This window comes from Rahnella sp. NRRL B-41462, assembly GCF_003263525.1.
In the GTDB taxonomy this organism is placed as follows: Bacteria; Pseudomonadota; Gammaproteobacteria; order Enterobacterales; family Enterobacteriaceae; genus Rahnella; species Rahnella aceris.
The window spans coordinates 1-20,352 of record NZ_JYDF01000045.1; the positions used below are offsets into that span (position 1 = coordinate 1).

Annotated in this window: 17 protein-coding genes and 1 pseudogene; 8 read left to right on the forward strand and 10 right to left on the reverse strand. The window is 49.3% G+C overall.

What is annotated here, in order from left to right:
• Positions 1-36: 36 nt before the first annotated feature.
• The 4 genes from UC14_RS12055 to UC14_RS26865 all read right to left on the reverse strand — a co-directional run bounded on the left by UC14_RS12055 (position 37) and on the right by UC14_RS26865 (position 4,388).
• Complete coding sequence (locus UC14_RS12055) at positions 37-879, reverse strand: IS3 family transposase (RefSeq protein WP_112197746.1); 843 nt, start codon at positions 877-879, stop codon at positions 37-39.
• Positions 876-1,208 carry a transposase gene (locus UC14_RS12060; RefSeq protein ID WP_112197747.1) on the reverse strand — a complete coding sequence of 111 codons (333 nt, stop codon included), beginning with the start codon at positions 1,206-1,208 and terminating at the stop codon, positions 876-878. The genes UC14_RS12055 and UC14_RS12060 overlap by 4 nt, the downstream gene beginning before the upstream one ends.
• A gap of 191 nt (positions 1,209-1,399) precedes the next feature.
• Positions 1,400-3,229, reverse strand: a complete 1,830-nt coding sequence (locus UC14_RS12065) for a hypothetical protein (protein ID WP_112197748.1) — start codon at positions 3,227-3,229, stop codon at positions 1,400-1,402.
• Positions 3,230-3,413: 184 nt separating this feature from the next.
• Positions 3,414-4,388: a hypothetical protein gene (locus UC14_RS26865; protein ID WP_198670066.1), complete on the reverse strand. Its 975-nt coding sequence runs from the start codon at positions 4,386-4,388 to the stop codon at positions 3,414-3,416.
• Between the two features lie 295 nt (positions 4,389-4,683).
• Here UC14_RS26865 and UC14_RS12075 point away from each other — a divergent pair, with 295 nt between their 5' ends.
• Positions 4,684-5,349 carry a recombinase family protein gene (locus UC14_RS12075; protein WP_039187491.1) on the forward strand — a complete coding sequence of 222 codons (666 nt, stop codon included), beginning with the start codon at positions 4,684-4,686 and terminating at the stop codon, positions 5,347-5,349.
• A 99-nt stretch (positions 5,350-5,448) separates the two neighbouring features.
• Here UC14_RS12075 and UC14_RS12080 read toward each other — a convergent pair whose 3' ends face one another.
• The 4 genes from UC14_RS12080 to silR all read right to left on the reverse strand — a co-directional run bounded on the left by UC14_RS12080 (position 5,449) and on the right by silR (position 8,775).
• Complete coding sequence (locus UC14_RS12080) at positions 5,449-5,799, reverse strand: DUF305 domain-containing protein (protein ID WP_112197749.1); 351 nt, start codon at positions 5,797-5,799, stop codon at positions 5,449-5,451.
• Positions 5,800-5,944: 145 nt separating this feature from the next.
• Positions 5,945-6,376 (reverse strand): silver-binding protein SilE, encoded by a 432-nt coding sequence (silE, locus tag UC14_RS12085; protein ID WP_000790483.1) that lies wholly within the window; start codon positions 6,374-6,376, stop codon positions 5,945-5,947.
• 250 nt (positions 6,377-6,626) lie between these two features.
• Positions 6,627-8,102: a copper/silver sensor histidine kinase SilS gene (gene silS, locus UC14_RS12090; RefSeq protein ID WP_112197750.1), complete on the reverse strand. Its 1,476-nt coding sequence runs from the start codon at positions 8,100-8,102 to the stop codon at positions 6,627-6,629.
• Entirely contained in the window at positions 8,095-8,775 is a 681-nt protein-coding gene (gene silR / locus UC14_RS12095) for a copper/silver response regulator transcription factor SilR (RefSeq protein ID WP_112197751.1), read from the reverse strand. The genes silS and silR overlap by 8 nt, the downstream gene beginning before the upstream one ends.
• Before the next feature lie 189 nt (positions 8,776-8,964).
• Here silR and silC point away from each other — a divergent pair, with 189 nt between their 5' ends.
• The 7 genes and pseudogenes from silC (at position 8,965) to UC14_RS12130 (ending at position 18,635) form a co-directional block, all read left to right on the forward strand.
• The gene (gene silC, locus UC14_RS12100) at positions 8,965-10,350 is read left to right on the forward strand and encodes a Cu(+)/Ag(+) efflux RND transporter outer membrane channel SilC (protein ID WP_112197752.1); all 1,386 of its coding nucleotides are present in this window, start codon (positions 8,965-8,967) and stop codon (positions 10,348-10,350) included.
• A 29-nt stretch (positions 10,351-10,379) separates the two neighbouring features.
• Entirely contained in the window at positions 10,380-10,733 is a 354-nt protein-coding gene (locus UC14_RS12105) for a Cu(+)/Ag(+) efflux RND transporter periplasmic metallochaperone SilF (protein WP_001246152.1), read from the forward strand.
• Positions 10,734-10,846: 113 nt separating this feature from the next.
• On the forward strand, positions 10,847-12,139 hold the full coding sequence (silB, locus tag UC14_RS12110; protein WP_112197753.1) for a Cu(+)/Ag(+) efflux RND transporter periplasmic adaptor subunit SilB: 1,293 nt from the start codon (positions 10,847-10,849) through the stop codon (positions 12,137-12,139).
• A 10-nt stretch (positions 12,140-12,149) separates the two neighbouring features.
• A pseudogene (silA, locus tag UC14_RS12115) lies at positions 12,150-15,295 on the forward strand (Cu(+)/Ag(+) efflux RND transporter permease subunit SilA).
• An 86-nt stretch (positions 15,296-15,381) separates the two neighbouring features.
• On the forward strand, positions 15,382-15,822 hold the full coding sequence (locus tag UC14_RS12120) for a DUF411 domain-containing protein (protein ID WP_000758228.1): 441 nt from the start codon (positions 15,382-15,384) through the stop codon (positions 15,820-15,822).
• Positions 15,823-15,919: 97 nt separating this feature from the next.
• Positions 15,920-18,397: an Ag(+)-translocating P-type ATPase SilP gene (gene silP, locus UC14_RS12125; RefSeq protein WP_157962097.1), complete on the forward strand. Its 2,478-nt coding sequence runs from the start codon at positions 15,920-15,922 to the stop codon at positions 18,395-18,397.
• Positions 18,398-18,437: 40 nt separating this feature from the next.
• Positions 18,438-18,635, forward strand: a complete 198-nt coding sequence (locus UC14_RS12130) for a DUF2933 domain-containing protein (RefSeq protein WP_112197755.1) — start codon at positions 18,438-18,440, stop codon at positions 18,633-18,635.
• Positions 18,636-18,668: 33 nt separating this feature from the next.
• Here the strand turns inward: UC14_RS12130 and UC14_RS12135 are convergent, their stop codons facing one another.
• Both UC14_RS12135 and UC14_RS12140 read right to left on the reverse strand, forming a co-directional pair.
• Entirely contained in the window at positions 18,669-19,406 is a 738-nt protein-coding gene (locus UC14_RS12135; protein ID WP_000287502.1) for a peptidoglycan DD-metalloendopeptidase family protein, read from the reverse strand.
• 288 nt (positions 19,407-19,694) lie between these two features.
• A complete protein-coding gene (locus UC14_RS12140; RefSeq protein WP_112197756.1) occupies positions 19,695-20,144 on the reverse strand; it encodes a copper resistance protein in 450 nt (149 codons plus the stop codon).
• Between the last annotated feature and the right edge of the window lie 208 nt (positions 20,145-20,352).

Below are 20,352 nucleotides of genomic sequence, written 5' to 3' on the forward strand. Positions count from 1 at the left end.
GCGTCCATATATGGTCAACTAAAACCGGACACGGATTTAGGCACATTGTTGTAATCGGCGTTCATATTCATTCGGCGATATATTGCCCAGCCGGTAATGCCGACGCTTCAGATTATAAAAACTGTCGATATAATCGATAACGTCCGCAATGCCCTGACTTCGGGTTTCATAGCGACGGTAGTTAACTCTCTCTGCTTTCAGGCTGCGGAAGAACCTCTCCGTTACGGCATTATCCAGACAGTTACCCTTGCGGCTCATACTGCCCGTCACACCAAGTTCCTGTTGGCAGGACTGGAACTGGGCGCTGGTATACTGAGCACCTTGATCGCTATGGAATACGACTGGGCCTGTTGGCCGTCGTTTATTAACCGCCAGTCGTAATGCCCGGATAGTCAGGGCGCTATCCGGTTTGTCCGAGAAGGCCCAACTCACTATTTTTCTTGAACATAAGTCCATGACAATAGCCAGATATAACCAGCCCTGAGCGGTACGAAGATAGGTGATATCACCTGACCACCAGGTATTTAATGTCTCTGGATTAAACTGTCGATTCAACAGATTAGCCGCCACTACAGCCGGTTTACCACCACGTGGATAGCGATGACGTCCGGGACGCTTCGCAACCAGCATCAGGGTCTTCATTATCTGACGGACACGGTATCGGCCAACGTTAAAACCCTGTTCACGCAGCTCAATACACATGCGCCGACTGCCATACGTCGCATCCATTTCAGCATGAACATGCTTAGCCGCCGCATGAAGGATCAGAACATTTGCTCTGAGGGCTGGCCGCCGGCTCCGGGCGTAAAATACGCTGCGCGTGAGCGACAGGCATCGACATACTTGCTGGATGTTTGCCCCGGCCTTCTTCAGCTTCAACGCGACTTTTTGTCGTTGTTCATTTCCATGGCGAAGAAGGCTGAAGCCTTTTTTAACAGGTCATTGTCGCTTTGCAACTGACGTACCTGCTTTTCAAGTTCCTGTATTCGTCGTTGTTCAGACGTGATCGCGGTTGCGATGGGAGTATCTCCCCTCACTTCTCCGCGATATTGGCGTAACCAGCGTTGTAATGTTGAAAGGCCTATATTCATCGTTTCAGCAGCCTGGGTCACCGGGTACTTATGCTGCAGAACCAAATTGACACATTCCTGCTTGAACTCATGGGTAAACGTTTTTCTTCGCATTCTCACCTCGTTAGCGTTGCTCATTATATCTCTAACAAAGTGTCCGAAATGATTAGACCATTACAGTGCGCTTCTGTTGGCCAGCCTGGTCATAGGGCTATGAAGAAGTAGATCCAATTTATTCCATTAAGAACCTTTCACGCAGAAATCCCTCTTAATAAGAATGATTCCAGTTATTCAAGATTGGTAGAGTTGTAATTACTGGCACAGAACTATCAATGGTGTGCATTCAACCATTTGATAAGACGTGTGTCACTCCTAGATATATCTCTATCATCCAGTTGTTTCTGAATCGCAGCAATAGCTTTTCTTTCTGTTATTCCCCAGAGTGGATTCAGTTCTTTAAAAACAGAATCAGCAGTAAACTGGCAACGGGTAAACGCTTCCTCGGCTGTACTGACTGTTGGATGAATTACGACAATATGGAACAGAGCACTGATAGTTGCTCGCAGATAATGCTCAAGATTTACCGTTAGGAGTTCTATATGGGGACTTGTCCCCGCGTTGTGCACGATGGTATTCCGTAGGAGATACAATCGATGTAGGTGCCGAGTGACCTTATCTAAGTGGCCAGACAACTTTTTCTCCATTTTCTCAGGCGATGCACATATTTCCGCTAATTTGCCGACGCTGTACTTGACGTAAGGGTAGCCCTCCAGATCTGCCAATAAATCGTTAGCCCGAACCGGATCTTTCAACAGTACAAATAATTCTCCCAGTGTAAGTGAAGCAACTCCCGGTTCGCGTAAAGGGTTTTCAGGGCCCCGATGCAGAAAATGGAGAACCTGACGAAGGGAAAAAAGTTGTTTCACAATGTAATCAAGTACCATGCAAGGCCCCACAACGCTTATCACGTGCTCATCATGTGAAGGGGTGCCTGGTGCAACACCCAAAGTCAAGGACTCAAGCGCTGACCAATATGCGGTGAAGCGACTTTCTTGGCCTGGATTCTCAATACCATTGCGAAAGAATCGAAATGCGGAGCTTATCTTCTTACGTGACGCATCTGGAGTACCTGCAAATAGCCCGCTCATAGCCACCATGAATTGAGTAAATTCTTCATCGGTTAATCGGTCAGCATTTGCCTCAATCTCATTATCGAAGCGAGGCACTTCCGTTTCCTCCTCCCCTCGGACAATTACAAACTGCTTCTGTATAGTTATATCTCCCTTTCCGGCCATGTAAGCGATTACGTCTAACGATTCACGCAGCATTTGCCCAGCCATGTTACGAGCGGATGCATCGGACATGGAGCAAACGGGGATATCTACGGATAAAAAACGCATGCGGTTATCTTCTAATGGTCTAAATAGACAACCGTTAAAATGCAGAAATGGGCCATGGGTAATAAGGAGGGAGTAAAGCTTCTCGCTGACAATGAACATGCGCACTGTCACTTCTTCTGTAGGAGTCACCAGCTTCTGACGAAAGGAATCGAATGCAGTACGGAAAGCGTCTGGCTCATCAACCACACGGTTACGGAATATATTAATATATAAAAGGTAACATTCAGTGAGCGTCATTCCCCTGGTTAGCAGTATGCTCATAATATTGTTTGTCAGTGAGTAGATTCTTAACGCTTCCTCAGTACCCAACATCTGATGAGTGAACAGCTGTTGTTCCAAAAGAGCAAGCGCTTGTGTGACATAGTGACTTTCAGAGATATTTGCCAACTGACTACACAGGCTACGGATTAGACGAGGGCGTTTTTCAACGGGGCTTCGGGTGGAATCATCCAACTGGTCGCGAGGTAGGAGACTGATTAGCTGTGAGACCGTATCAATAAATAGGTCGCTTTTTAGGACATTGTCCTGTTCGAGAATATCAAGAAGCTCTAACACTACTCGCCGGCGTTTCTTATCGGCGTGAAAACGATCCTCCATGCCGTACAAAAAAAGCAGCTCTTGAACGGTACTTAACGCATTGCTATAGCCAACCCGGTCAGTATCCGGGCTGTTTTTGTGGCAGAAATTAGCCCAGCATTCGATAAAGAACAGCTGGCTATCCGTCAACCCTTCCCGGGCAAGGCGGCGGTCTATGCGCATAAATATGGATCTCTACTGTGTAGTGAGCTATGATTGACACCATCTAAATTTAAGACATCTGCTGTCAACAGCGGGTGCCACCGAAAAAAACGGCTCTCCCTTCTGTCTGTGGTTCTATCCCGGGGAGGTTCTGAGCCATATTTTATCAAAGCCGCCGTCTAGGGCGGCTTTTCCTTTAAAATAACTAACGCGCAGACCCTCCGATCCATCCCCGCACCTTCTCGTCCACTAAATCCGCCAATCCTCGAGCCACTTCACTCAGCGACACGGGGTTTTCATGTTCCGCTACACCACAAGAGTAAAGATGCAGTGCGCAAGTCCCCTCTCGAAAACTAAATCCTAGAGTCCAGTTATTATTATGCCAAGTGGCTTCGCCAAATCCCATGTCTGGAGACATGATCCGGCCAGTGAAGAAAGGAAATGCTAGTTTACTGAAAAGTTCTTCTGGTAGCGTTGCAGTTCTAGACTGATCTAAAATCATAGTTACCTGAAAGGCACCATAACCGTACCCATCAGGGCGGAATATCGCTACACGGCTATAGTAACCTTCAGCGTGTGCCTCGGTAAGAAAGGTAGCGTCCGTACGATTCATGGCCGCACGGATCTCGTTAATCTGACGATAGTAATCCTGACGTCGATACCAAGTTCCCCATCGACTAAATATATCAGCCCAAGCAGCTTCAATTGTTGCATCATCACGGCCTGCTATTTCCGTAAACAGGGCAAAATATAAGGAAACACCATACAGCATGGGTACACTTGGTACCAAAGCCTGCTGGGCACGAATCCGCAAATAAGGAGTATTACGCAACAGAATGTCACGTAAATCATTCTCATTATTTATATTAAGAATGCCTACATAAGCACGGTCAGCTAGTGTACTTGCTCCATTGTCATACCATGCAGACACCATTGTGCAATTGGAAATAGCTGCAAGCTCCTGATCTAATGAGGTAACCAGAGGACTTTTCAAGCAGAACACTTTAATGATACTGCTCATCGGACCGTTTATCAGCTCACGCATCAGGGCAGATTTATTTGTTCCTCTACTGGCCGAGACTTCTTCGAGTGCTTGGCTGACTGAGGCTCTTACCCCTTTGACCGAAACCGCAATCGTATGTTCGGTCCCGTTATCAGGTATGGAAATACGTTCATTCATAAGGAACCTTATGGGAGTTATTCACTAGCTTAGAAACATTGAAATACAATATTGTCATTTTATTGATAAATCAATAAGAGAATTACAAAAACAAAAAAGAATTACAACATCCCAAAAAGAACTCATTTTGATACCGTAATGGTAGTTACTTTAATCTTAGTAACTATTCAAACAATAGTGATATATAAGTATCCCTTAATGATACTATCTAACTAAATTCGAAAATCCTGTTATGATACCATTTAAAAGGTACCCCTATAATTGTTACCATTTAAAAGTTACCAGTGGTGAGAAAATGTACATTTATGCTTATCTTCGGGCATCTACAATTGAGCAAGACGCTCTTCGCGCAAAAAACAGGCTGAAGGAATTTGCAACTCATCATGGACAACGTATTGCCGGTTGGTATGTTGAGAATGCCTCTGGAGCCTCGCTTGACCGTCCTGAGCTTACCCGTATGCTTTCTGATATGGAGTCAGGGGATGTGATATTGATAGAGCAGGTCGATAGGTTGTCGCGTCTTAGCGATGAAGACTGGGACACACTGAAGCGTAGAATGCTTGAGAAGGACTTGTCAGTTATCAGTCTTGACCTTCCAACCAGTCATATAGCTCTTACTCATGCGGCTTCAGACAACTTTACACGAAGTATGCTTAGGGCTGTCAATTGTATGATGCTCGATATGTTGGCCGCTATCGCTCGTAAAGATTATGAGGATCGTCGCCGACGACAGAAAGAAGGTGTAGAAAAAGCCAGACAGGAAGGGAAATATGCCGGACGGCAACCTGATATGGCAAAACACGAGTTAATAACAACTTTACGGCTACATAACGGTAAATCCATAAATGAAACGGCGCGACTGGCAGGTGTATCAAGAATGACCGTTATTCGCGTATGCAAAACTAATAAAGGATGCTTAGAATCACAGTCGGAATCTGATGTTGCTTTAATATTAAAATGAAACCCCGAAATTAATCGGAGTTTCATTATTTTACGTTTAACAGGGTCCCGATCTCGGGAGTGATGTAAAAATACGCTTACAGAAGCGGTAATACAAATATTATTTTTGGCTGTCGAGCCATTTATTCATGTGCTCAATTTCACCTTTCTGAGCTTTTATGATGTCCTGCGCAAGCTTTCTCATTTCGGGATCTTTTCCGTATTTAAGTTCGGTCTCAGCCATGGCGATTGCCCCTTCATGGTGAGCAACCATACCTTTTGCAAACGCCTTGTCGGGATCGGACTCATTAACGGCGGCCATCATTTTGGCATGCATGTCTTTCATGCCTGCCATATATTCCTGTGACGATACCGATGAGGACATATCAGACATTTTCATGTCCGAATGTTCGGCGGAAATGGCGGGCAGGGATAACATTAATATAACAAAAAGGCTGTTTCTGATTTTCATATAAAAATTCCTTTCAGGTAGGTACCGGTAAATTGTAGCTGAGTCAGTTAAAAAAGCCCCCTGGCGGGGGCAAAAAGAAGCAACAAATCCGGTAAAGGAATAATCTATCAGGGAAAAGGTAACAGCACGGATACTACCGTCGCATTCAGCCTGCATTGATCATGCGGCGGTGCGCTTCGGCCATGGCCTGATGTGGGCCGGATTGCCCGTTATTCATGAATTCATGGGCAACCGCTGCTCTTTCATGCTCATTCATCGCCGCGTAAGACGTTGACGGGACGGTCGTGGATACCGTGTTATTTCCCATCATCTTCTGATGACTTTCCACCATTTTCTGGTGCGCATCCGCCGAGCCGTTCGTCATGGTTTCATGAGCAATAATGGCCTGTTCATGCTGGTCCATACCGGTCATACGAGGAGCAGTCCCCTGGATCCCGACAGGAGCCGCAGCAGACTGCATCTGGTGAGCAGGAGCCTGTGCATTGTTGACGCGATCATGGATATTCACGGTTTCAGTGGCCCAGGCCGATGAAATTAAACCAAAGCCCAGCAAAGATGCTAATACGATATTTTTCATGATAACTCTCCATTTCTGAATTAGTGATGTCCGGGGAAGTACAACCGGTGTTTTCAGTTCCATAACTGAAACAAGTTCGGCAGCGTTTATTTCTCCGGAAGAGGGCTGGATATTCATTTCCTGGCGTACTCTGACGCCGGGTATTGATGAAGCAATCCAGCCTTCCTGATAAGTTGCACTAATTATATCGAATGGCTTCTGTTTGCTGCATGACAGGCTAATGACATCTTTGTCATTTACATCTTTATTTTCAGCATTGGGTTTCCGGGATCATTTTCTCCAGTCTGGGCACGGATAAGATAAAACGCGTGGAGCGTACGTCTGATTCCACCTGCACTCTTCCGTGATGTGCTTCCACGATTGACTTCACAATCGCAAGGCCGATGCCGCTGCCTTCTCCTTTTCGTTGTCTGGATGGATCCACCCGATAAAAACGGTCAAACAGCCTTGATAAATGTTCTTCAGGGATCGGTTTCCCTGGATTTTCAATCACAAGGTCAAAAAAGCTCTCTTGCTCTCTTATTGAGACGGTGATTGCCTGTCCTTCCGGGGTATAACGCAGGGCATTGGAAAGCAGATTATTGATCGCTCTTCTGAACATTTGTGGATCACCTTCAACCAGACAGGGCATCCCGTTAAATTTGAGCGTGATATTGCGTTCTTCGGCCCAGGCTTCGAAAAACTCGAAGACTTTCATGACTTCCACTCTGAGATCAAACCGAACCCTGTCAGGTATCAGCTGATTATTGTCCGCCTGCGCCAGGAAAAGCATGTCGCTGACCATTTTAGTCATCCGGTTATACTCTTCAAGACTGGAATAGAGGACATCCTCGAGCTCCTTCTGCGTTCGGTCCTTACTCAGTGCGATCTCAGTCTGCGTCACCAGATTGGTGATGGGGGTTCTGATCTCGTGCGCGATATCGGCAGAGAAATTGGCCTGGCGGGTAAAAACATCCTCAATCTTTCCAATCATGTGATTGAACGAGATAACCAGCTGCTCCAGCTCAATGGGAACGCGTGTCGGTTCCAGCCGCGCATCAAGATTCTCGGAGGTGATGTTTTTAATAGCATTGCTGACATTACGCAGGGGAAGATGTCCCTGGCGGACCGCGATGCGAATAATAAGAACAATCAGCAGACTTATTACAACGGCGATCGCAATCAGATTTTTTTTCAGCGCATCGAGGTAATGGAGATGGAAATTAATGGAGAGGCCAGTCAGCATGACATAGTTCTGCTGTTTGCCCTGAAATATCGCCTGGCCAGAGGAGGCGATAATCCGGTATGTTTCCATCTTCATTTCTGATCCGGTATCCATCGGTCTCGCAGGATCCTCTACCGTCCAGAGAAAGACATCCCGTGCGCGGCTGTGCTCGCTAAAATCTGCTGAATTCACGGCCGGGCGTAGTGCCGCCCCCTGCGCTGAACTAAAGAGCACTTCCCCCCTGGGATTGAGGAGCAAAAGGGCAACGTTGCGGTAGCTGGCAATCGACTCCTTTATTTTGCTTACTTTTTTTTCATCCGGATCCGCCGGGGACTGCAGTATACGGTTCAGTGTGGTGCTGATTTGTTGAAGATCGCTGACATCCTGCTCGGCAAAATGATTTTCAACAGAATGCAGCATAAACCAGGTGAAGGCGCTAAAAGCCAGTATCGTGGACAGGCTGATAAAAAAGGTCAGCCGCAGAGCGAGTGAGAAAGGGCGCCTGGAAGGTTTGCTATGCATCCGGGACCTCCAGCATATAGCCCACGCCCCGGACTGTCTGGATCAGCTTTGTCTCGTAATCGTTGTCTATTTTCGCGCGAAGTCGCTTTACTGCGACATCAATCGCGTTTGTGTCGCTGTCAAAATTCATGTCCCAGACCTGAGAGGCAATCAGGGAGCGGGGGAGCACTTCCCCCTGATGGCGAATGAAGAACTCCAGCAGGCTGAACTCTTTACTGGTGAGCACAATGCGGTTTCCGGCGCGACTGACTTTTCTGGAGACGAGATCAACCAGGAGGTCAGCCACTTTAAACTGGCTCTCCGTGATCATCGTGTTTCCTCGCCTCAGAAGGGTCCTTACCCGGGCGAGCAGTTCGGCAAACGCAAAGGGTTTAACCAGATAATCGTCCGCCCCCAGCTCCAGTCCTTTAACCCTGTGTTCAATCGTGCCAAGGGCCGTCAGCAGTAAGACCGGCATCCCCTTTCCGGCCGAGCGCAGCATGCGGATGATATCCCAGCCGTTCACATCAGGCAGCATGATGTCCAGAATGACTAAATCATACTCGGCGGTCATGGCGAGATGATACCCGGTAAGACCATTATCAGCGTGATCCACCACGAATCCTGCCTCTGTAAGCCCCTTGCTGAGATATTCACCTGTTTTAATTTCGTCTTCGACGATCAATATTTTCATCTTGCTCCCCGGCTGGCTGCTATGGTCATTCTATTGCGCCCACGATCGTTATCAACGGATTACAGCAAAAATGACAACATTGTCATTATCCTGTCACCCGGCAAACAGAGAGCGTTCGGTAAAGTACCCCTATCAATACTCTGGACTTCATTTGAACCATTTACCAGGTCTGCCTGGACGAGAAGCGTTATGTTCAAATTAAAATTACTCAGCATTAGCACGATATTCATCCTGGCCGGTTGTGTCTCTCTGGCCCCTGAATATCAGCGCCCGGCAGCACCGGTACCCCAGCAGTTTTCACTGTCCCGAAACAGCCTGACGCCAGCAGTGAATGGTTATCAGGATACGGGCTGGCGTAACTTTTTTGTCGATCCCCAGGTTACACGGCTGATTACTGAAGCCCTGAATAATAACCGTGATTTGAGAATGGCTGCCCTGAAGGTTGAAGAGGCCCGGGCCCAGTTCAACGTCACGGATGCAGATCGTTATCCCCAGCTGAATGCCTCATCCGGGATCACATACAGCGGTGGCCTGAAAGGCGACAAGCCGTCCACACAGGAGTACGACGCGGGTCTGGAACTCAGCTACGAGCTCGATTTTTTCGGCAAACTTAAGAACATGAGTGACGCTGATCGCCAGAACTACTTTGCCAGCGAAGAAGCCCGTCGGGCCGTACACATCCTGCTGGTATCCAGCGTTTCACAAAGCTATTTCAGCCAGCAACTGGCGTACGAACAACTCCGTATTGCGCGGGAAACGCTGAAAAATTATCAACAGTCCTATGCTTTCGTTGAGCAACAGCTCGTGACCGGGAGTACGAACGTTCTGGCACTTGAACAGGCGAGAGGACAAATTGAAAGTACCCGCGCCGAAATAGCCAAACGAGAAGGCGATCTGGCTCAGGCAAACAATGCCCTGCAACTGGTGCTGGGAACGTACCGCGCACTTCCGTCAGAAAAAGGGATGAAAGGCGGGGAGATAGCCCCAGTAAAATTGCCACCAAATCTGTCTTCACAAATTTTGCTGCAGCGCCCGGATATTATGGAAGCGGAATACCAGCTGAAAGCGGCTGATGCCAATATTGGCGCAGCGCGAGCGGCGTTTTTCCCCTCCATTACCCTGACCAGTGGTCTTTCCGCAAGCAGTACGGAGCTGTCCAGCCTGTTTACGTCAGGAAGTGGAATGTGGAATTTTATCCCTAAAATTGAAATTCCTATATTTAATGCTGGCAGGAATAAAGCCAATCTGAAGCTGGCTGAAATTCGCCAGCAACAGTCGGTGGTTAATTACGAACAAAAAATTCAGTCAGCCTTTAAGGATGTTTCCGACACGCTTGCGCTGCGCGACAGCCTTAGCCAGCAACTTGAGTCTCAGCAGCGTTATCTTGATTCACTTCAGATAACTCTCCAGCGTGCCAGAGGATTGTATGCAAGTGGTGCTGTCAGTTACATCGAAGTGCTGGATGCAGAACGTTCCCTCTTCGCTACGCAGCAAACCATTCTCGATCTTACCTATTCCCGACAGGTTAACGAAATTAATCTGTTTACCGCGCTGGGTGGCGGTTGGGTAGAGTAAATTTATTTAATTAATCAGGAAATTAAAAAATGCGTAATTCACTTAAAGCCGTTTTATTTGGTGCCTTCTCTGTCATGTTTTCTGCCGGTCTTCATGCTGAAACACATCAGCATGGCGATATGAATGCTGCCAGTGATGCTTCGGTACAGCAGGTTATCAAGGGCACAGGTATCGTTAAAGACATTGATATGAATAGTAAAAAAATCACCATTTCGCACGAAGCAATCCCTGCGGTGGGCTGGCCTGCAATGACCATGCGCTTCACTTTTGTTAATGCAGACGACGCTATCAATGCCCTGAAAACCGGCAACCATGTCGATTTCTCGTTTATTCAGCAGGGCAATATCTCCTTACTCAAAAGCATTAACGTGACGCAATCCTGATTAACAGTCCGGAGCGAATACATCCAGTGCGCCTGAACATTCATTAAGGGATTACTGTGAATGAATGATCGGGCGCATATGCCAGGTGTTTTGATTTTTCAGCGAGAAATTGTATGGCTTCTTTAAAGATAAAATATGCTGCAATAATTATCAGCAGCCTCATAGCAGGAGGGCTGATATCGGTTACTGCCTGGCAGTATGTAAACTCATCACAAAAAACAGTACAAACAGAACAAAAGGCACCGGAGAAAAAGGTACTTTTCTGGTATGACCCGATGAAACCGGATACCAAATTTGATAAACCCGGAAAATCGCCCTTTATGGATATGGACCTGGTGCCAAAATATGCTGATGAAAGTGGCGATAAAAGCAGTGGCGGGATCCGTATCGACCCAACCCAGGTTCAGAATCTGGGATTAAAAACGCAAAAAGTCACGCGAGGAATGCTGAATTATTCTCAGACAATCCCGGCTAATGTCAGTTACAACGAGTATCAGTTTGTCATTGTGCAGGCGCGTTCTGACGGTTTCGTCGAAAAAGTGTATCCCCTGACGATTGGCGATCATGTGAAGAAAGGCACTCCGCTTATCGATATCACCATTCCTGAATGGGTTGAGGCACAAAGTGAGTTCCTGCTGTTATCCGGTACAGGCGGTACGCCAACCCAGATAAAAGGGGTTCTGGAGCGACTTCGTCTGGCTGGTATGCCGGAAGAGGATATTCAAAGGCTGCGTTCAACCCGCACCATCCAGACCCGTTTTACCATTAAAGCACCTATTGATGGCGTCATTACTGCATTTGACCTGCGCACCGGCATGAATATTTCGAAAGATAAGGTGGTGGCTCAGATTCAGGGAATGGATCCGGTCTGGATCAGCGCTGCAGTGCCAGAATCTATCGCCTATCTGCTGAAAGATACGTCGCAGTTTGAAATTTCGGTACCGGCTTATCCGGATAAAACATTCCATGTCGAAAAATGGAACATTCTTCCCAGCGTGGATCAGACAACCCGTACGCTTCAGGTCCGTCTCCAGGTTTCTAATAAGGATGAGTTTCTCAAGCCGGGCATGAATGCCTATCTGAAACTGAATACCAGGAGCCAGGAGATGCTGCTGATACCAAGCCAGGCCGTTATCGATACCGGCAAAGAACAGCGCGTGATTACTGTTGATGATGAAGGCAAGTTTGTGCCGAAACAGATCCACGTTCTGCATGAATCACAGCAACAGTCCGGCATCGGCTCCGGCCTGAATGAAGGCGATACCGTGGTGGTCAGTGGCCTGTTCCTCATTGACTCTGAAGCCAATATTACGGGCGCACTGGAACGTATGCGCCACCCTGAAAAAACAGAAAGCAGTATGCCAGCAATGTCTGACCAGCCTGTAAATACGCATTCAGGGCACTGAGGAGACGACGATGATTGAATGGATTATCCGGCGCTCTGTCGCCAACCGTTTCCTGGTCATGATGGGGGCCCTGTTTCTCAGCATCTGGGGCACATGGACGATTATTAACACGCCGGTCGATGCCTTGCCTGACCTGTCAGATGTGCAGGTCATTATCAAAACCAGCTATCCCGGCCAGGCCCCGCAGATCGTTGAAAACCAGGTCACCTATCCGCTTACCACCACCATGCTGTCCGTGCCTGGCGCAAAAACCGTGCGCGGTTTTTCACAGTTCGGTGATTCGTATGTGTATGTCATTTTTGAAGACGGCACCGATCTGTACTGGGCTCGCTCTCGCGTGCTGGAGTACCTGAATCAGGTTCAGGGAAAACTGCCTGCCGGTGTGAGTTCTGAAATCGGTCCTGATGCCACGGGCGTGGGCTGGATTTTTGAATATGCTCTGGTCGATCGCAGCGGAAAACACGACCTTTCGGAACTGCGCTCTCTGCAGGACTGGTTCCTGAAATTTGAGCTGAAAACCATCCCGAACGTGGCTGAGGTCGCTTCGGTTGGCGGCGTGGTGAAACAGTACCAGATTCAGGTCAATCCGGTAAAACTGTCTCAGTATGGTATCAGCCTGCCCGAAGTGAAACAGGCCCTTGAATTGTCTAACCAGGAGGCCGGTGGCTCATCCGTTGAAATTGCAGAAGCGGAGTATATGGTCCGTGCCAGCGGTTATCTTCAGAGCATTGATGATTTTAATAACATCGTCCTGAAAACCGGCGAGAACGGCGTGCCGGTTTATCTGCGGGATGTTGCCCGCGTGCAGACCGGGCCTGAAATGCGGCGTGGTATTGCCGAGCTGAACGGCCAGGGCGAAGTCGCTGGCGGCGTGGTGATCCTGCGGTCGGGTAAAAATGCACGCGACGTTATCACGGCAGTGAGGGATAAACTTGAGACGCTGAAGGCCAGCCTGCCGGAAGGCGTTGAAATCGTGACCACCTATGATCGCAGCCAGTTAATCGACCGGGCGATTGATAACCTCAGTTCCAAACTTCTGGAAGAGTTTATCGTGGTGGCCATCGTCTGTGCCCTGTTCCTGTGGCACGTACGTTCTGCCCTCGTGGCGATTATCTCTCTGCCGCTTGGCCTGTGTATCGCCTTTATCGTCATGCACTTCCAGGGACTGAACGCCAATATCATGTCGCTGGGAGGGATAGCGATTGCCGTCGGTGCGATGGTGGATGCCGCCATTGTGATGATTGAGAATGCGCATAAGCGGCTTGAGGAGTGGGATCATCAGCATCCGGGTGAGCAGATTGACAACGCCACCCGCTGGAAGGTGATTACCGACGCCTCCGTTGAAGTGGGACCCGCACTGTTTATCAGCCTGCTGATCATCACCCTGTCCTTTATTCCTATCTTTACCCTGGAAGGTCAGGAAGGACGTCTGTTTGGCCCGCTGGCATTCACGAAAACGTACTCCATGGCGGGCGCGGCCGCGCTGGCCATCATCGTCATTCCGATTCTGATGGGATTCTGGATCCGGGGGAAAATTCCTGCAGAGACCAGTAACCCCCTGAACCGGGTACTGATCAAAGCGTATCATCCATTGCTGTTGCGGGTTCTCCACTGGCCAAAAACAACCCTGCTGGTTGCGGCCTTGTCCATTTTCACCGTTATCTGGCCACTGAGCCAGGTGGGCGGTGAGTTTCTGCCGAAGATTAACGAGGGCGACCTGTTGTATATGCCGTCGACCCTGCCGGGTGTCTCTCCGGCTGAAGCTGCAGCGCTCCTGCAGACGACGGACAAGTTAATCAAAAGCGTTCCTGAAGTGGCCTCTGTATTTGGCAAGACCGGTAAAGCAGAGACCGCAACGGATTCCGCACCGCTCGAAATGGTTGAAACCACGATCCAGCTCAAACCTGAGGATCAGTGGCGTCCAGGCATGACCATTGACAAGATTATTGAAGAACTCGACAGGACCGTCCGGTTACCGGGGCTGGCAAACCTCTGGGTGCCGCCAATCCGTAACCGTATTGATATGCTCTCAACCGGGATCAAAAGCCCGATAGGTATCAAGGTGTCCGGAACGGTTCTGTCCGATATCGATGCGACGGCGCAGAGTATTGAAGCGGTAGCCAAAACGGTACCGGGCGTGGTGTCTGCCCTGGCTGAGCGACTTGAGGGTGGGCGCTACATCGATATCGATATCAACCGGGAAAAAGCCTCCCGCTACGGAATGACGGTGGGCGATGTGCAGCTGTTCATTTCATCAGCCATCGGCGGTGCGACGGTAGGGGAAACGGTGGAAGGCGTGGCCCGGTACCCGATTAATATCCGCTATCCGCAGGATTACCGTAACAGTCCACAGGCGCTGAAACAGATGCCGATCCTGACCCCGATGAAGCAGCAGATCACACTGGGCGATGTTGCGGATATCAAGGTCGTTTCAGGGCCGACTATGCTGAAAACGGAAAATGCCCGTCCAGCAGCTGGATTTACATTGACGCGCGCGGCAGGGATATGGTGTCAGTGGTTAATGACATTAAAACGGCGATCGGTCAGAAAGTGAAACTGAGACCGGGTACCAGCGTGTCATTCTCCGGACAGTTTGAACTGCTTGAGCATGCCAACAAGAAACTGAAGCTGATGGTGCCGATGACGGTGATGATCATCTTCATCCTGTTATATCTGGCATTCCGCAGGGTTGATGAAGCCCTGTTGATCCTGATGAGCCTGCCGTTTGCCCTGGTTGGCGGGATATGGTTCCTGTACTGGCAGGGCTTCCATATGTCAGTGGCGACCGGAACCGGGTTTATCGCTCTGGCCGGGGTGGCAGCAGAGTTTGGCGTGGTCATGCTGATGTATCTGCGTCATGCGATTGAAGCGCACCCGGAATTGTCCCGTAAAGAGACGTTCACACCGGAAGGCCTTGATGAAGCCCTCTATCATGGTGCCGTACTACGTGTCCGGCCGAAAGCCATGACCGTGGCGGTGATCATTGCGGGTCTGCTGCCAATACTCTGGGGAACTGGTGCAGGTTCAGAAGTCATGAGCCGTATCGCGGCACCCATGATTGGTGGGATGATCACGGCTCCGCTGCTGTCCCTGTTCATTATTCCTGCCGCCTACAAATTAATCTGGCTGCGCAGACATAAAAAAAGCGTGTCCTGAACCTGAAAGGGCACCCCCTGTGGGTGTCCTTCTTTACTGATTCACCCTGACGTCAGGGTTTAAATCGATAATATACAGAGGTGAGTATGAAAAAAGTGGTTCTGATGGCGCTGGCTCTCGGCCTTTCACTGCCCGCGATGGCGAGTGAAAAAGTGATTGATATGTACAAATCTGAAAACTGTGGCTGTTGTTCCCTGTGGGGCAAAGCGATGGAAAAAGACGGGTTTGAAGTACGAACTCACGTCATGAATGATCAGGCGCTGTCAGCCCTGAAAGAAAAGCATGCTATTCCTGCAGGACTACGAAGTTGTCATACCGCGGTTGCCGGTAATTTGATCATTGAAGGCCATGTGCCTGCGACAACGATACATAAGGCAATGCAGTCTGGTTCGGGTATATACGGTCTCGCCACCCCCGGTATGCCAGCAGGAAGTCCTGGAATGGAGATGGGAGCCCGAAAAGAGGCTTACGATGTTATCGCATTCTCACCGGATGGAAGTAAAAAAGTCTTCCAGCGAATCGAATAGTCAGCGGAACGGCTGATAACGGGACGCCGGTAGCAGGCACTCCTGTGCCGGCGACATTCGTGGTAATCGCATCCATGACATACCCTGAAGACAGAAGATGCTTCAGGTATGCATAAGGAGAGTTACTGTGAAAAATGACAATGCAGTGCAGCACAACAATCAGACTGCTTCTGAGCAGACATTATCCCCGGACGAGAGTCACGTAGTGCATAAGGTGAAAGATCCCGTGTGCGGGATGGCCATCCTGCCCGACAGGGCGCACAGCAGCATTCGATACCAGGACCATCAGCTTTATTTCTGCTCCGCCAGCTGTGAGAGCAAATTTAAAGCCCATCCCGATCGGTATCTTACCGAAGATGCCAGTGAACATTCCCAACACCATCACCACGATTATCACGAAGTCAGCCCTGATCAGATAAAACAGCCTCACCACCAGGCGGAAAAAGAGAATTCTGAAGGTGTGTGGACATGTCCGATGCACCCGGAGATACGCCGTAGTGGTCCCGGAAGCTGTCCTGTCTGTGGAATGGCACTGGAGCCGCTTGTAGCCACGGCATCCACGGGGCCGAGTGATGAACTTCGCGACATGACAAGACGCTTCTGGCTGGGGTTGTTGCTGGCGTTTCCGGTTCTGGTACTCGAAATGGGATCTCATCTGTTTCCCGCCTTGAGGAATACAGTACCGCCACAGTACAACACATGGCTGCAGCTGCTTCTGGCCTCTCCTGTCGTGTTGTGGTGTGGCTGGCCATTCTTCGCCCGGGCCGGAATGTCGTTACGTAACCGCTCCCTGAATATGTTTACCCTTGTTGCAATGGGGACCGGCGTAGCCTGGGTGTACAGCGTCATTGCAACCGTCTTCCCCTCCTGGTTTCCTGCATCGTTCAGAAACATGGATGGCCTGGTGGCCGTTTATTTTGAAGCCGCAGCAGTTATTACAGTGCTTGTTCTGCTGGGACAGGTTCTTGAGCTGCGGGCGCGGGAACAAACCTCAGGTGCCATTACTGCGCTTCTGAATCTTGCCCCCAAAACCGCCAGGCGGCTGGATCATGACGGTCATGAAACGGATATTAATGCGGAAGATGTCCTGCCTGGCGATAAGCTCCGCATCAGACCTGGAGAGAGTATTCCGGTCGACGGTATCGTGATCGAAGGCAAAACAACCGTTGATGAATCGATGGTGACCGGGGAGTCTATGCCGGTTACCAAAACGGAGGGTGACCCTGCCATTGGGGGGACGATTAATCAGACAGGTAGTCTTATCATCCGTGCAGAGAAAGTCGGTGATGAAACGATGCTCTCACGAATTGTTCAGATGGTCGCTGATGCACAGCGTTCGCGTGCCCCCATCCAGAGAATGGCTGACAGCGTTTCAGGCTGGTTTGTTCCTCTGGTGATACTTATCGCGGTTGTTGCTTTCGTGATCTGGTCTGTCTGGGGGCCCGAGCCCAGGATGGCGCACGGTCTCATTGCGGCTGTGTCGGTCCTGATTATTGCCTGTCCCTGCGCGCTGGGGCTGGCCACGCCGATGTCGATAATGGTGGGGGTGGGCAAAGGAGCCCAGGCCGGGGTGTTAATCAGGAATGCCGAAGCCCTGGAGCGTCTTGAAAAAGTGGACACGCTGGTTGTCGACAAAACAGGCACGCTCACGGAAGGTTCACCTACGGTGACAGGGATTATCAGTCTCAATCCGGGTGGGGAAACATCTCTTTTGCGTGTAACGGCCGCAGTGGAAAAAGGCTCGCAGCATCCGCTGGGTATGGCAGTTGTTAAAGCAGCACAGGAAAAGGGGATCGCAATACCCGCAGTCACTCATTTCGATGCGCCGTCGGGTAAAGGTGTCTCAGGCGATGTCGAAGGTCAACGGGTTGTTATCGGTAATGAACTGGCTATGCAGGAAAACAGTATCGTTATTGATAATCAAAAGGCCGTTGCGGATACGTTGCGGATGGAAGGCGCTACCGTTATCTATGTGGCCACAGACGGGCATCTTGCTGGCCTGATAGCTATCTCGGATCCCGTGAAAGCAACCACGCCGGATGCGCTTAAAGCTCTGCGTCAGGCGGGGATCCGCATAGTTATGCTCACCGGGGATAACCAGCTTACAGCTGAAGCTGTCGCACGGAAGCTGGGAATAGATGAGGTTGAAGCCGGGATCCTGCCGGACGGCAAAAAAACAGTTATAACCCGACTGAAAGCGTCTGGCCATGTAGTCGCGATGGCCGGAGACGGTGTAAATGATGCCCCGGCGCTGGCTGCGGCTGACGTGGGCATAGCCATGGGAACGGGTACTGATGTCGCAATTGAAAGTGCCGGAGTCACCCTTCTCAAAGGCGACCTGATGATACTGAACAGGGCCCGTCATCTGTCAGAGATCACCATGAAAAATATCCGGCAGAATCTGTTTTTTGCATTTATCTACAACGCACTTGGCGTGCCTGTGGCTGCAGGTCTGCTTTATCCTGTGTATGGAATACTGCTGTCGCCAGTTATTGCGGCGGCGGCCATGGCTCTTTCCTCCGTCAGCGTCATTGTGAATGCGTTGCGTCTGAAAAGTGTCAGGCTCGGGAAATAACACTGAGTGAAGGGTCAGTTACGAACAGAAGGAGTCCAGTATGAAAAGTACCACCTATGCGCTTATTTCTGTCGCCGCGATCACGGCATTTGCCCTCCTGCGCGAACACTGGTCACATGTGGCAGGTTACTGGCCATATCTGTTATTGCTGGTCTGCCCGCTAATGCATCTTTTCCACGGCCACGGAGGGCATGGAGATCATCAACATCACGGAAGTGAAAACGATAAAAAAAATTAATCCGGCAGACGGGGCCGCGTCGCGGTCCCGTTATCAGTCCAGGTATCGTTCGTAGTCTCTGACATGCGCAAAGGCATGCTGTTCGAGTTTGTTATCAGCGGGTGCCGCTGCCCGGAACGCCAGAGAGTTAACAGGGTTGTTATTGATGACCAGCTCGTAATGCAGATGAGGACCGGATGAACGTCCGCTGTTACCGGATAACGCAATAGCACCTCCCCGTGTAACCCTGGCCCCTTTAGTAACGAGTATTTTATTGAGGTGGAGATAGCGAGTTTTAACACCGGCTTTTCCCGTTACTTCAACAAAATATCCCATGGTACTGTTGTATTCGGCCCGGGTGATTTTTCCGTCGATGACGCTGACTATTTTCGTGTTCATGGGCATGGAATAATCAATGCCATTATGGGGACTCACTTTTCCCGATACCGGGTTAAGTCTTGCAGGATTGAAAGGCGAACTGAGTCTTGCTGTGGCCGGTAACGGATAATCGAGACTGCCTTTCCCGGAAGTATCGGAAAGGTTATAGAACTTTTTATCTGATATACGATACGCCGTGTAATTAAATGAACCGGACGTAAATTTATAGGCCACGACACGTGATTTTCCCGCTTTCTTTTGCAGTACGAGTTTTAATGATTCATTTTTTTTCAAATGCCGCAGATTAAACCGGGAAGGCAAGGAGCGCTGAAGAGTAGCGATCTCGTTCGATTCCAGCCCCGAGCGGGTGGCTGAAAGGTAGGCATTTTCTTTTACGACATCGGTAGAATACATTTACTGGAATTCGCCGTTAGCATGAACACTGCGGCGTATGCTAGGGGTTTTCAGGAGGCGTGTCATCTGTCAGTTAATCGGGAGCACCGTTGATGGTCGTCATTTTTGTAACATATCTTGTTTCCCGTTTGCTCCTGAAGCTCTGGGAACTGTATGACCAGCCCGACGGTGATGATTAACGGGACTGAAACAGGTTACGGCAGAGCAATATGGGGCTCATGTCCTGCTACGTAACCCGTCAGTAAAGCCCTGCTGCGCACCTGACGCTAAGCACTAACCCGCCTGCAGTTACCTGGACGAATACAGGCCGCGAAGCTTTCTTGCCTGCGTCTGATGAGCTTCCGCACCGGCATTATTGACCTGCTCATGCACGAGGGCGGCTTTCTCTCCGGCATTCAGTTCGTTAAAAGAAGAAGAGAAGGTCTTTGAATTTTCACCACTCTCGGACAGCATTTTTTTATGTTCCTCAATCATTTTCTGATGTGCATAGGACGCGCTGTTGTTCATAAATGAATGAGCAACAATGGCCCTTTCATGTTCATTCATTTCAGAGAATGAGGGCGTGCTGTTTTTATTAATCCTGTCCGGCAAATTTTCATGCGTCGAGGAATTCACATGACTGACGGCTGAGGCATTATTAACAAATCGATGTGCTTCATGGGCAATATCACTGGACTGAGCAAAAGCTGCCCCACAAAATAAAGCTGTAAACGCAGTGGTCGTGATTAATATATTCATGTGTAATTACCTTCTGAGGTACATAAAAGATGTCCTTATGATCATATATAAAAATAATCAACCTGTGGGGAAGATGACGTAAATGTAATACAGCTATGTACATTACACGATTGTAATGAATTTGTTTCTTAAGGTGTGCTAGCTTCATTTCATTGTAAGTGGATGAACCAGTAATTTAATTTAAATCGGTTCTCGAATTCTGTCAGTA

Coding starts and splice junctions, on each gene's coding strand:
- UC14_RS12060 (WP_112197747.1), bottom strand. CDS start 1,208: ATGAGCAACGCTAACGAGGTGAGAATGCGAAGAAAAACGTTTACCCAT.
- UC14_RS12065 (WP_112197748.1), bottom strand. CDS start 3,229: ATGCGCATAGACCGCCGCCTTGCCCGGGAAGGGTTGACGGATAGCCAG.
- UC14_RS26865 (WP_198670066.1), bottom strand. CDS start 4,388: ATGAATGAACGTATTTCCATACCTGATAACGGGACCGAACATACGATT.
- UC14_RS12075 (WP_039187491.1), top strand. CDS start 4,684: ATGTACATTTATGCTTATCTTCGGGCATCTACAATTGAGCAAGACGCT.
- UC14_RS12080 (WP_112197749.1), bottom strand. CDS start 5,799: ATGAAAATCAGAAACAGCCTTTTTGTTATATTAATGTTATCCCTGCCC.
- silE (WP_000790483.1), bottom strand. CDS start 6,376: ATGAAAAATATCGTATTAGCATCTTTGCTGGGCTTTGGTTTAATTTCA.
- silS (WP_112197750.1), bottom strand. CDS start 8,102: ATGCATAGCAAACCTTCCAGGCGCCCTTTCTCACTCGCTCTGCGGCTG.
- silR (WP_112197751.1), bottom strand. CDS start 8,775: ATGAAAATATTGATCGTCGAAGACGAAATTAAAACAGGTGAATATCTC.
- silC (WP_112197752.1), top strand. CDS start 8,965: ATGTTCAAATTAAAATTACTCAGCATTAGCACGATATTCATCCTGGCC.
- UC14_RS12105 (WP_001246152.1), top strand. CDS start 10,380: ATGCGTAATTCACTTAAAGCCGTTTTATTTGGTGCCTTCTCTGTCATG.
- silB (WP_112197753.1), top strand. CDS start 10,847: ATGGCTTCTTTAAAGATAAAATATGCTGCAATAATTATCAGCAGCCTC.
- UC14_RS12120 (WP_000758228.1), top strand. CDS start 15,382: ATGAAAAAAGTGGTTCTGATGGCGCTGGCTCTCGGCCTTTCACTGCCC.
- silP (WP_157962097.1), top strand. CDS start 15,920: ATGCTTCAGGTATGCATAAGGAGAGTTACTGTGAAAAATGACAATGCA.
- UC14_RS12130 (WP_112197755.1), top strand. CDS start 18,438: ATGAAAAGTACCACCTATGCGCTTATTTCTGTCGCCGCGATCACGGCA.
- UC14_RS12135 (WP_000287502.1), bottom strand. CDS start 19,406: ATGTATTCTACCGATGTCGTAAAAGAAAATGCCTACCTTTCAGCCACC.
- UC14_RS12140 (WP_112197756.1), bottom strand. CDS start 20,144: ATGAATATATTAATCACGACCACTGCGTTTACAGCTTTATTTTGTGGG.